Source organism: Streptomyces sp. 150FB (genome assembly GCF_000818195.1).
Taxonomy (GTDB): Bacteria; Actinomycetota; Actinomycetes; order Streptomycetales; family Streptomycetaceae; genus Streptomyces.
Window position 1 is genome coordinate 399,420 of sequence record NZ_JTHL01000001.1, and the last position, 11,115, is coordinate 410,534.

The 11,115-nt window shown below is 70.3% G+C and carries 11 protein-coding genes and 1 pseudogene; all 12 read right to left on the reverse strand.

Going from position 1 to position 11,115, the window contains the following annotated elements:
- The coding region (locus tag QR77_RS01560; RefSeq protein ID WP_040019310.1) for a gamma-glutamyltransferase at positions 1-262 on the reverse strand (262 nt) is incomplete at its 3' end.
- The gene (locus QR77_RS01565) at positions 243-1,286 is read right to left on the reverse strand and encodes an ABC transporter ATP-binding protein (protein WP_040019311.1); all 1,044 of its coding nucleotides are present in this window, start codon (positions 1,284-1,286) and stop codon (positions 243-245) included. The genes QR77_RS01560 and QR77_RS01565, both read right to left, overlap by 20 nt.
- A complete protein-coding gene (locus QR77_RS01570) occupies positions 1,283-2,266 on the reverse strand; it encodes an ABC transporter ATP-binding protein (RefSeq protein WP_040019312.1) in 984 nt (327 codons plus the stop codon). Before QR77_RS01570 ends, QR77_RS01565 begins: the two co-directional genes overlap by 4 nt.
- Positions 2,263-3,168 carry an ABC transporter permease gene (locus QR77_RS01575; RefSeq protein WP_052488450.1) on the reverse strand — a complete coding sequence of 302 codons (906 nt, stop codon included), beginning with the start codon at positions 3,166-3,168 and terminating at the stop codon, positions 2,263-2,265. The genes QR77_RS01570 and QR77_RS01575 overlap by 4 nt, the downstream gene beginning before the upstream one ends.
- A complete protein-coding gene (locus QR77_RS01580; protein ID WP_040019313.1) occupies positions 3,165-4,118 on the reverse strand; it encodes an ABC transporter permease in 954 nt (317 codons plus the stop codon). Before QR77_RS01580 ends, QR77_RS01575 begins: the two co-directional genes overlap by 4 nt.
- A 33-nt stretch (positions 4,119-4,151) precedes the next feature.
- Entirely contained in the window at positions 4,152-5,693 is a 1,542-nt protein-coding gene (locus QR77_RS01585) for an ABC transporter substrate-binding protein (protein WP_040019314.1), read from the reverse strand.
- Between the two features lie 299 nt (positions 5,694-5,992).
- Positions 5,993-6,586: a helix-turn-helix domain-containing protein gene (locus QR77_RS01590; RefSeq protein ID WP_052489513.1), complete on the reverse strand. Its 594-nt coding sequence runs from the start codon at positions 6,584-6,586 to the stop codon at positions 5,993-5,995.
- A gap of 94 nt (positions 6,587-6,680) precedes the next feature.
- Positions 6,681-7,112: a cupredoxin domain-containing protein gene (locus tag QR77_RS43045; RefSeq protein ID WP_078876423.1), complete on the reverse strand. Its 432-nt coding sequence runs from the start codon at positions 7,110-7,112 to the stop codon at positions 6,681-6,683.
- A gap of 86 nt (positions 7,113-7,198) precedes the next feature.
- Complete coding sequence (locus QR77_RS01600; protein ID WP_040019315.1) at positions 7,199-7,783, reverse strand: hypothetical protein; 585 nt, start codon at positions 7,781-7,783, stop codon at positions 7,199-7,201.
- Positions 7,784-7,932: 149 nt separating this feature from the next.
- On the reverse strand, positions 7,933-9,120 hold the full coding sequence (locus QR77_RS01605; RefSeq protein ID WP_040019316.1) for a 4-hydroxybenzoate 3-monooxygenase: 1,188 nt from the start codon (positions 9,118-9,120) through the stop codon (positions 7,933-7,935).
- A 47-nt stretch (positions 9,121-9,167) separates the two neighbouring features.
- A pseudogene (gene pcaD / locus QR77_RS01610) lies at positions 9,168-9,917 on the reverse strand (3-oxoadipate enol-lactonase); the annotation flags it as partial.
- Positions 9,914-11,115, reverse strand: a 1,202-nt coding sequence (locus QR77_RS01615) for a lyase family protein (protein WP_236710489.1), incomplete at its 5' end; no start/stop codon positions are given. The pseudogene pcaD and the gene QR77_RS01615, both read right to left, overlap by 4 nt.

Here is an 11,115-nt window from a genome sequence, read left to right on the forward strand (position 1 = left end):
CGGTGGCGGCTGCCGGTGACACGCCCTGGCCGCAGACGACGGACACCTTCTCCTCGCCGGGGGCCCAGAGCAGGATGGGCACGTCGCCGCCGGGGCCGTTGAGGTGCGGTTCGACGACCTGGAGGACGAAGCCTGCGGCGACGGCGGCGTCGGCCGCGTTCCCGCCGCGCTCCAGCACACTCATTCCGGTGGCCGAGGCCAGCCAGTGGGTGCTCGCGACCATGCCGATGTCGCCGACGAGTTCAGGACGTGTGGTGAACAATGCCGTTCCTTCCGCGGGTGATGTCGGGGCCGCCGTCCTCGGGGGTGACGAGATGGCAGGAGACGAGGTGGTCGGCGGCGGTGACCCCGGTGAGCGCCGGTGTGTCCCGCCGGCAGCGGTCCACGGCGACGGGGCAGCGGCTGTGGAACGAGCAGCCCTGGATCAGCTTCGACTGGCTCGGCAGGTCCCCGCCGAGCACGACCCGGCCGGCCCCACGGGCCCCGCCGCGCGGGTCGGGCACCGGCGCCGCCGACAACAGGGCCTGGGTGTACGGGTGCTGGGGGTGGGCGAAGAGTTCTTCCCGGGCCGCCGTCTCGACGATCTTGCCCAGGTACATCACGGCGATCCGGTCGCTGATGAACTCCACGACTGACAGGTCATGGGTGATGAAGAGGCAGGAGAACCCCATGTCGGCCTGGAGGTCGAGCAGCAGGTTGAGGATCGACGCCTGTACGGAGACGTCCAGCGCCGAGACGGGCTCGTCGGCGACGACGAGCTTCGGGCCCATCACCAGGGCCCGGGCGAGGGCGACGCGCTGGCGCTGTCCGCCGGAGAGTTCGTGCGGGTAGCGGGCGGCCATCTGCTCCCGGAAGCCGACCCGTTCGAGCATCTCGGCGACGGTCTTCCGGCGTTCGCGGGTGTCGCCCTGACCGTGCTGGCGCAGGGGTCCCGCCACGATGTTGCCGATCTTCACCCTCGGGTTGAGCGAGGAGTAGGCGTCCTGGAACACGACGTGCACGTTCCTGCGCAGGGGCCGCATCTGGCGGCGGCTCATGGTGGAGATGTCCTCGCCGAGCAACTGGATGCGTCCGGCGGTCGGAGCGACGAGCCGGGACACGCACCTGCCGACGGTGGACTTGCCGCTGCCCGACTCCCCCACCAGGCCGAGTACTTCGCCCTGCCCGATGCGCAGGTCGACGCCGTCCACGGCGCGTACGGGGCCGTTCCTGCGGCCGGCCGTCGACCGGCCCGGGTAGTGCTTGACGAGTCCTTCTACTTCGAGGACCGCGGTGTCGTCGTTCATGCTGTGTCTCCCGGTCCCGGGTGGTAGCAGGCGACCAGGTGGCCGTCGTCGACGTCTTTCAGCGCCGGGCGCGCGGCGCCGCACTCGGTGCTCGCCCGCGAACACCGGGGGGCGAACTGGCAGGCATCGGGATCGAAGGCCGGTGACGGCACCAGCCCGGGGATCTCGGTGAGCCGGCGCCGGTCGCCCCGCATCACCGCTCTGGCGGGCAGGGCGTTCAACAGGCCGACGGTGTAAGGGTGCTGGGGCTGATTGAAGATCGCTGCCGTCGGCGACTGCTCGACATGGCGGCCCGAGTACATCACCACCACCCGGTCGGCGATCTCGGCGACGACACCGAGGTCGTGGGTGATGAGGATGACGGCGGTGCCGAGTGTCTCGCGCAGTCCCCGGATGACGTCGAGCACACCGGCCTGGATGGTGACGTCGAGCGCGGTGGTCGGCTCGTCGGCGATGAGCACCTTGGGGTCGCAGGCGACCGCGGTCGCGATCATGACACGCTGGCGCATTCCGCCGGAGAGTTCGTGCGGGTACGCGCCGACGCGCCGGGCGGCGTCCGGGATGCCGACGAGTTCGAGCAGTTCGACGACCCGCTCGCGCACCTGGGGCCTGGAGAGGGTGGTGTGGCGCCGTACGACCTCGCCGATCTGCCGGCCGATGGTGAAGGACGGGTTGAGCGAGGTCATCGGCTCCTGGAAGACGACGGAGATGTCCTTGCCCCTGACGTCCTGCATGCCCTTCTCGGACAGGGCCGTCAGTTCGACGCCGTCGAGCTTGACGGAGCCGCCGATGGTGGCCGTGCCGGTGTCGAGCAGGCGGGGGATCGCCATGGCCGTGGCGGTCTTCCCGCAGCCGGACTCGCCGACCAGGGCGAGGATCTCGCCGCGTTCAAGGGTGAAGGAGATGTCCTTGGTGGCGAGGACGGGACCGTCCTCGGTCCGGTACTCCACCCGCAGGTCCGTCACTTCGAGAAGACTCATTGCAGCTCCCTGGGGTCGAGCACATCACGCAGGCCGTCACCGAGGAGGTTGAAGCCCAGAGTGGTGAGGGCGATGGCGATGCCGGGAAAGAGGGCGAGCAGCGGGTCCTGGGCGAGGAACTGCTGCGCGCTGGTGAGCATGACACCCCAGGACGACTGCGGCGGCTGGACACCGAGCCCGAGGAAGCTGAGCGCCGCCTCGCCGAGGATGCCGGCGGGGATGGCCACGGTGGCCTTGACGATCAGGGTGTTGGTCATGTTCGGCAGGATCGCCCGCCACATGATCGAGGCGTCGCGGGTACCGTCGGCGACGGCGGCCTCCACGAAGTCCTGGCCGCGCAGTACGAGTGTCTCGCCGCGCACGATCCGTACCACGGAGGGGATCTCCGCCACGGCCAGCGCGATGATCACGTTGCGCAGGGACGGGCCGAGGATGGCGGCCATGCCCACGGCGAAGATCAGGTAAGGGAACGACAGCACCACGTCGGTGAGCCGCATCAGCACCGAGTCGGTCCAGCCCCGGTAGAAGCCGGCGGCGAGACCGAGCGGCACGCCCACGGCCATGGCGAGCGCGGTGGAGACCACGCCGGCGAGCAGCGAGACCCGGGCGCCGCCGGCGATCCGCGCCACGACGTCACGGCCGAGGTCGTCCGTACCGAGCAGGTGGGAGCCCGAGGGTCCGGCGAGGATGTGGGTGAGGCCGAGGCTGGTGGGGCTGCCGGTCAGCAGCGGGCCGATCAGTGCCACCAGGAGGAACAACAGGACCAGCACCGCGCCGGCCACCGCCATCTTCCGCCGCAGCAGGCGTCTCACATTGCGCCGCCACTGCGGCAGCGGCGCCGCGCTCTCCTGCGGGGCGGCCGCCGCCGGGGGCAGGCCTTCGTCCAGGGCCACGTGGTTCATATCGATGCTCCAGCCATGCGCAGGCGGGGGTCGAGGTAGGCGTAGGCGATGTCCACCAGCAGGTTGACGACCACATAGCCGGCCACGGTGACCATGACGGCGCCCTGGATCACCGGGTAGTTGCGTGAGGACACGCCGTCGACGATGAGCTTCCCGAAGCCGGGGATGACGAAGATCTGCTCGACGATGACCGCTCCGCTGATGAGCCCGGCGAGCTGGAGGCCGACCACGGTGGTGACGGTGGTGAGGCTGTTGCGCAGCGCGTGGACGATCTGCTGGGGACGCCCGAGGCCCTTGGAGCGCGCGGTGCGCACGTAGTCGGCGGAGAGCTGGCTCAGCAGGGACGAGCGAGTCTGCCGCATGACCACGGCAGCGAGTCCCGTGCCGAGCACAAGGACGGGCATCACCATGCGTTCGAGGTTGCCGACGGGGTCGTCGGCGAGCCCGATGAAGCCGGAAGCCGGGAGGATGTGCCAGTGCACCGAGAAGACGACGATGCCGAGGAGCCCCAGCCAGAAGTGCGGCACCGACAGGCCGAAGAGGCCGAAGCCGTTGGCCGCGTAGTCGAGGACCGAGCCCCGGCGCACCGCCGAGACGATGCCGGCCACTACGCCGACGAGCACACCGACGAGGATCGCGAGGAAGGTCAACTCCAGGGTCACCGGCAGGCGTTCCCCGAGGATCTGGGTGACGGGCGCCTTGTCCTGGGTGGAGGAGCCGAGGTTGCCTTGCAGTGCCTGGCCGACGTACGAGAGGTACTGGACCGGCAGGGGTTTGTCGAGACCGAACTGCTGGCGGATCGCCGCGACCGCCTCCGGGGTGGGGCTCTCCCCCGCGAGCACGGTGGCGGGGTCCCCGGGCAGCGCCCTGACCCCGAGGAACACCGCGATGCTGGCGAGGAAAAGGGTGACCACGGCCGTGCCCGTACGACGGAGTATGAACTCAATCATGAGACATGCGGATCTTCCTGGGATGGGTGTCGGTCAGTGGGACAGGTAGGCCGTCTTGAACCGGGGGATGCCGTCGGGCGGATACACGACACCGTGCACCTTGTCGCTCGTACCGACGAACCAGCGGTTGTGGTAGAGGTACAGCAACGGGCGCTTCTCGCCGACGCGTTGTACGGCCTGCCTGTACAACGCGGCCCGCTGCGCACTGTCGTTGGTGGCGGCGGCGCGGGCGATCAGGGAGTCGACGGTGTGGTCGACCGAGCCGGAGAAGTTGTTGGACCCGCCGGTGGTGATGATGTCGTTGGTGTCGCCGTCGGGGTCGACGCGTCCCGACCATCCCTCCAGGAAGGTGTCGAACTGCCCCTTCCTGGCGAGGTCGAGGCCGGAGACGAGGTCGATCGGCTTGACCGAGACCTTGAAGCCCACGTCCTCGGCCATGGACTGGAGGACCTGCGCCTCGCGCTGGGTCGCGGCGCCGGTGGCCACCATGAGTTCGACCGGGACGGGGGTCTTGAGCCCGGACTTCTTGATCAGCGCGCGGGCGGCGTCCGGGTCGAAGGGGGTGCAGGTGAGGGGCGTGTGCAGCGGGCTCTGGACCGGGAGCGGGCCGCAGTCGGGCACCTCCTGGCCGTTCCACACGGCCTTGTTGAGGATGTCGCGGTCGATGCTCATCTCGAACGCCTTGCGGAGGTCGGCCGATTTGCTCAGCGCCGTTCCCGCGCCCGGCCGGACGTTGATGGAGATCGACTGGTAGGCGATGGTGTTGGTCTGGAGGACCTTGGTGCCGGACTCCGACTTGAGTTTGATGGCGTCGCTGGCGTCGAGGTGCTCCGCCGCCTGGACGTCGCCGGACTCCAGATTCGCCGTCGCGACACTGGAGTTGGTGATGAACTTGTAGCGGATGCCGTCGAGCTTCACCTTGTCGGCGTCGTAGTAGTCGGCGGACTTGACGAAGTCGATCTCGTTGCCGGACACCCGGTTCTGGAACTTGAACGGGCCCACGCAGACCGGCGCCGTGCCGAAGTTGTCGCCGAGCTTGCGCAGCGCGGCCGGCGACATGATCAGCCCGGAGCGGTCGGCGAGTTGGGAGACCAGCGGCGCCGAGGGGTGTTTCAGTACGAGGTGCACCGTCGTCGGGTTCTTCACCTCGACGCGCGAGATCGCGGCGATCTCGTTGACGCGGGCCGATGCCTTCATCGTCCGGTCGCGGTCGAGTGTCGTCTTGACGGCGGCGGCGTCGAGCGGTGTGCCGTCGTTGAACTTCAGGCCCTCGCGCAGCGGGATGTCCATCGACTTCCCGTCCTTCGACACGGTGGGCATCGCCGCGGCGAGCTGCGGTACGACGTGCAGCTTGCTGTCGACGTCGTAGAGCTTCTCGCAGAAGCTGGTGAAGACGAGTCTCGCCGCGAAGGTGTTGGCGAGCGTCGGGTCCAGGCTGTCCGGCTCGGTGGGCGTCGAGACGATCAGGGTGTTGGGGGACGCCTCCGAGGTGGAGCCGGATCCCGGGGTGGAGCAGGAGGCGAGTAGCAGCACCGCTACCGCGGATGCCCCCGCGGTGAGTATGCGTGGACGCATGAGTCCTCGATGTGGTTCAGGCGGAAGGTGCGCCAGGAGACCTGACCCGACGCCGCGTCAGGAATACGGAACCGTCGCGTGGGCCGGTTCAACCCCGGTCGGCGAGCGGCGGGTTGACGGTGCTCTCCGCCATCACCCGGTGGCATCCCGCCACTCGCGTTGTGTCCCATGAAATCGAACTCTTGATGTTCCATAGAGCGAACACCGAGAGGTTATGGCCACGCCGAAGGGGTGTCAATGCTCACGCGGGCCGGAAATTCTCCTGAAATAGTCCTGGACTTCAGCTCGCGCTCATCTCGTCAGTGCGGCGCGAGCGGTGGCGCCTGGGTGTCCGCCCGGTAACGCAGCAGCAGGACCGAGCTGACGGGCCCCTCGGGGGCCGCGTAGGAGTGCGGGCTCTTCGCGTCGAAGGCGATGTAGTCCCCGGGTCCGAGGGTCACACGCCGGCCGTTGACGGACACGTCGAGGCGCCCGCTCTGGACGACCGTGTGCTCCGTACCGGCGTGTCCCAGGGACTCCTGCCGGCCCCCCGACCGGACCCGCTGGTCGTAGATCTCGCAGATCAGGCCGCTGTTCTCGATTCTGTGCAGCGCGCGGAGGTCGACTCCCTCACCCCTGAGGACCTCTACGTCGGCGCCGCGTACCACCGTCAGGCCGTCGCCGGACGGCTGCTCCAGAAGTCCCGATATGGGTTCCCCGAGCGCCCTGGAGAGACTGAAGACGGTTTCGATGGTCGGGTTTCCCGTGCCGGCCTCCAACTGCGACAGCGTCGCCTTGCTGAGGCCTGACAGCCGGGCGGTCTCCGAGAGAGACACCCCTCTGCGGGCTCTGGCACTCTTGAGATTGGCAGCCAGCGTGCCCCTGATCGATCCGTCGCCGGACGTCGCTGACACCGACAGCACCCCCAGCCTCGTTCGCTATAACGTACAGTCGATGTTCACTGTACTGAACGTCGCGCGTCGCGTGGAGGGGTTGGCCGAAGTCCCGTCAACGGACCACGAGCGTGGCCTTCATGAACGGGTGAATGGTGCAGGCGTAGGCGTATGCGCCCGGCTTGGACGGCGCTGTGAAGGTGACCGTCTTTCCGGCGGCGATGGTGCCGGTGTCGAAGTCCGACTTCGTGTCGGCCGTGACGGTGTGCGCGGTGGTGTCCGAGTTGGTCACGGTGACTTTGGCACCCGCCTTCACGGTGAGCTTCGCCGGCATGAACATGAAGTTGTTGATGGTGATCTTCGTCTTCGAGTCCGAGGACGGCGACGCCGCCGGCGCCGACCCCGACGGGGTCCCGGCGCCGGACGGCGTGGAGGAGCTGGAGGAGCCGTTTCCGTTTCCGTCGGAACAGCCGACGACAGCGGTCAGGCACGCCGCCGTGAGGAGGACGGCGAACCGTGCCCGGCGGGCGCGAAACGGGAACAGCATGGTCTCTCCGATGTTCTCGGGCGCCGGACCGGCCCCGTTCGGTTCTGCCGCGCGTGCTCGGCCCCGGTGGCGTAGGCCGGTGGGGATCAGTAGCCGCCCCCGCCGCCGCCCTGGGAGGAGGCCGACTTGGTGATCTGCTTGCCGTTGGTGCCGATGACGTACCACTTGGCACCGAACGCGTTGACGCCCTGGCCGCTGGTGTCACCCGGCTTCTGGTCGCCCGCGAACGTATACAGGGGGTGGCCGTTGTAGGTGACCTGCTTCTTGTTGTCCGAGCGGGTCGACGTGGACAGCATGTCGCTCTTGACGCCCTTGCCCGCCTTCGGCTTGGCGGTGACGATCGAGGGCGGCCACTGTGTCGCGCAGGCGCCGGTGCACATCGACTTGCTCGACGTGTCCTTGTCGAACACGTACAGGGTCCGGCCCTTGGCGTCGAGCAGGATCGTGCCCAGCGATCCCGACTTCGAGATGATCGTGTTGGGCGGGCCTGACGGCTTCGCCACCACCGTGTCCGCGGCCGCGCTGGCACTCGCCGGAGCGGTCGCCGTGTCCACGCGCGCGGACGCCTCGTCCGAGGCCGACCTCCCGCCGCTGCCGGAACATCCGGTGACCGCCGCTGCGAACAGTGCGGCGGCGAACGCCGCTGTGGCGGTCCTGGTTCTGTTGTTCATGGAGCTCCCTCGGTCCGGCCGCCTCTTGGGGCAGCACACGACCCGCCCGATCGCCGGTCGCATCCCCAATACACAGCAGGTCCCGGTGCCGGGCCACCGGGAAGGGCCGTCCGGAGTACGGCGCGCACGGCCACCTCAGGGCGCCCCGCTCAGGCGAGGTCGATCGGCAGTCCGACGTAGTTCTCGGCGAGTTCGGCGGCGGCGTGCGGCGACGTGGCGACCCGCTCCAGATAGGAGAGCTGCAGGCGGGTGTCGAACGGGCTCTGGTCCGGGTCGGTGTGCAGGGTCGTGGTCATGAGGTACGAGAAGTGCTCGGCGCGCCAGACCCTGCGCAGGCAGGTGTCGGAGTACGCGTCGAGCAGCTCGGCGGAGCCCGTCTCCTTCATCCGGCGCAGCGCGTGGGCGAGTACGACGACGTCGGCGACAGCGAGGTTGAGGCCCTTGGCGCCGGTGGGCGGCACGATGTGTGCGGCGTCGCCCGCCAGGAACAGCCGGCCGTGGCGCATCGGCTCGGTGACATGGCTGCGCATCGGCAGGACGGACTTGGAGGTCACCGGGCCCCGGTTCAGCTTCCATCCGGGGTCGGCGCGGGTCGCGAAGCGGCTGTCGAGCTCGTCCCATATTCGATCGTCGGGCCAGTCGGCGGGGTCGGAGCCGTTCGGTACCTGGAGGTAGAGGCGGCTGACGGTGGGCGAGCGCATGCTGGCCAGGGCGAAGCCGCGCTCGGAGTGCGCGTAGATCAGTTCGTCGTACGCCGGAGGGGCTTCGGCGAGGATGCCCAGCCAGGAGTAGGGGTACGTACGCTCGAAGCCGCGCCGGAGGCCTTCGGGGACAGCGGTCGCGGCCACACCGTGGAAGCCGTCGCAGCCGATCACGTAGTCGCAGGTCAGCGTCTGCTCACGGCCTTCGTGGAGGTAGCGGACGGCTGGGCGGTCGGTGTCGGCGCCCTCGACAGCGAGGGCCTCTGCCTCGAACAGCAGCGGTTCGCCGTCGGCCAGCCGGAGCGCGACGAGGTCCTTGACCACCTCGGTCTGGGCGTAGACCGTCACCCCGCGCCCGCCGGTGAGTGCGGGGAAGTCGACGCGGTGGCTGCGGCGGTCGAAGCGCAGGTCGATGCCGTGGTGCGGCATGCCCTCGCGGTCCAGCCGGTCGCCGGCCCCGGCGGAGCGCAGCACGTCGACGGTGGCCTGTTCGAGGATGCCGGCGCGCTGGCGCTGTTCCACGTACGCGCGGTCCCGGCTCTCCAGGACCACGCTGTCGATGCCCGCTCCCTGGAGCAGGCGGGCCAGCAGCAGTCCGGAGGGGCCGGCGCCGATGATGCCGACGGTGGTGTGCATCAGCGGTTCCCCTCGTCGTATTCGTTCCCTGTGTCGAACTGGCGGAGAAGCACGGCCTGTACGGGTTCTGGCGCCTCGACGGGCGCGAGGTGCGCGGCGCCGGGGATCTCGGTGAGGGAGGCGCCGGGGATGCCCTCGGCGAGTTCGCGCGCGTGCGCGAGTGGGGTGGCCACGTCCTCGCTCCCGGCGACGACCAAGGTGGGTACGGCGACGCGGTGCAGTTCGGGCCGGAGGTCGAAGGCGGCCAGCGCGTCGCAGCAGGCGGCGTAGCCGGCCGGGTCGGCGGCGCGGTGGTCGGCGACCAGGTCCCCGCCCCCGGTGAAGCCGCCGGTGAACCAGCGCTGCCGGGCGGTCGCCGCGAGCTGCTCCATGCCGTGCGCGCGTACGGTCGCCGCGCGCGCCCGCCAGCCCTCCGGATCGCCGAAGTGCGCGGAGGTGCAGACCAGGGCGAGTGAGGTGACGCGCTCGGGGTGGTCCACGACGAGCCGGGCGCCGACGGCGCCGCCCAGCGAAATGCCCGCGTAACCGAAGCGTTCGACGCCGAGGCTGTCGGCGAGATTCAGCACCAGCTCGGCGAGGTCGCCGACCGTCACGCTCCGGCCGGTGCTCGCGTGGTCCAGCAGCGCCGAGGGCGAGCCGCCGTGGCCCGGCAGGTCCCAGCGGATCACCCGGTGGCGCCGGGCGAGGGCGGGGACCTGGGCGTCCCAGACGGCGAGCGAGGTGCCCAGGGAGGGGCCGAGGATCAGCGCGGGGGCGTCCGGCGGGCCTTCGGCGCTGTGGTGCGGGAGCCTGCTCATGGACGGCCCGTCCCTCTCGTCGTTCCTGTTGTGCTGCTTGTCGTACTGCTTGTCGTCGTGTTGTTGGCCGTTGTGCTGTTCGGTTCACGAGTCAGGGCGCGGTCCGTCAGGGCGCCGGCCGAGCCCGTGTAGCCGCTGGGGTCGGTGAGTTCGCGCAGCCGCTCGTCCGACAACGCTCCCACGAGGGCCGGTTCGGCGCGGAGCGCCTCGTACAGACCGGTGCCGTCCTCGGCGCACCGCCGGATCGCCCGCGTCAGTGAGGCTCTCGCCGCCGAAGGGTCCGGGAGCGCGCCGAACTCGGCGGCCAGCCGCTCGGTGACGACCAACCCCCCGGTGAGACGCAGGTGGTGAAGCATCTGATCCGGCAACACGGCCAGTCCGTCCGCCAGTTCGGCGGCGGCACGGGCCGCTCCTCCTGCCAGCCTGAGCAGTTCACGCAGCGGTCCCCACTCCGCGTGCCAGGCGCCTGCGGGACGTTCGTCCTCGGCGGCGAGCGAGCCGAGCAGTACGGCCGCGAGCGCTGGGGCCTGGCGGGCCGCACCGGCGATGAGGGTGGCGCGTACCGGATTGCGTTTGTGCGGCATCGCCGACGAGGGGCCGCCGCCGCCCTCGGCGAGTTCGCCGATCTCGGTGCGGGAGAGCACCAGGACGTCGGCGGCGAGCTTGCCGAGGGCTCCCGTCGTGAAGGCGAGTGCCGTCCCGAGGTCGGCGACGGGCGTACGCAGGGTGTGCCAGGGCAGCGCGGGTTCGGCCAGGCCCAGTGTCCTGGCGAACTCGCCCGTCAGCCCCGGGCCGCTGCCCGGCTTCCCCGCCCGTGTCTCGAAGGCTGCCAGGGTGCCCGCGGCGCCGCCGAGTTGGGCGGGGAGCCGCAGGGCGGCCAGCCGGTCGGCGGCGTCCAGGACGAGGCCGCGCCAGCCCGCGGCCTTCAGTCCGAAGGTCGTCGGGACGGCGTGTTGCGTCAGGGTGCGCGCGACCATCGGCGTGTCGCGGTGCTCGGCCGCGAGGTCCCGGAGTGTCGCCGCCGTCCTGTGCAGGTCCGCCAGGATCAGCGGCAGGCAGCGGGCGGCCACCAGCATGGTGGCGGTGTCCATGATGTCCTGGCTGGTGGCGCCCCCGTGGACGTACGGCGCGGCGTCGGCGGGGACGGCGTCCCGCAGGTCGGCGATCAGCGGGATGACCGGATTGCCGCCGCTCCGCG

Excerpts from the sequence above, each read along its gene's own strand:
- QR77_RS01605 (WP_040019316.1), bottom strand. The coding sequence starts at position 9,120 with ATGCACACCACCGTCGGCATCATCGGCGCCGGCCCCTCCGGACTGCTG.
- QR77_RS43045 (WP_078876423.1), bottom strand. The coding sequence starts at position 7,112 with ATGCTGTTCCCGTTTCGCGCCCGCCGGGCACGGTTCGCCGTCCTCCTC.
- QR77_RS01565 (WP_040019311.1), bottom strand. The coding sequence starts at position 1,286 with ATGAACGACGACACCGCGGTCCTCGAAGTAGAAGGACTCGTCAAGCAC.
- QR77_RS01575 (WP_052488450.1), bottom strand. The coding sequence starts at position 3,168 with ATGAACCACGTGGCCCTGGACGAAGGCCTGCCCCCGGCGGCGGCCGCC.
- QR77_RS01570 (WP_040019312.1), bottom strand. The coding sequence starts at position 2,266 with ATGAGTCTTCTCGAAGTGACGGACCTGCGGGTGGAGTACCGGACCGAG.
- QR77_RS01585 (WP_040019314.1), bottom strand. The coding sequence starts at position 5,693 with ATGCGTCCACGCATACTCACCGCGGGGGCATCCGCGGTAGCGGTGCTG.
- QR77_RS01600 (WP_040019315.1), bottom strand. The coding sequence starts at position 7,783 with ATGAACAACAGAACCAGGACCGCCACAGCGGCGTTCGCCGCCGCACTG.
- QR77_RS01580 (WP_040019313.1), bottom strand. The coding sequence starts at position 4,118 with ATGATTGAGTTCATACTCCGTCGTACGGGCACGGCCGTGGTCACCCTT.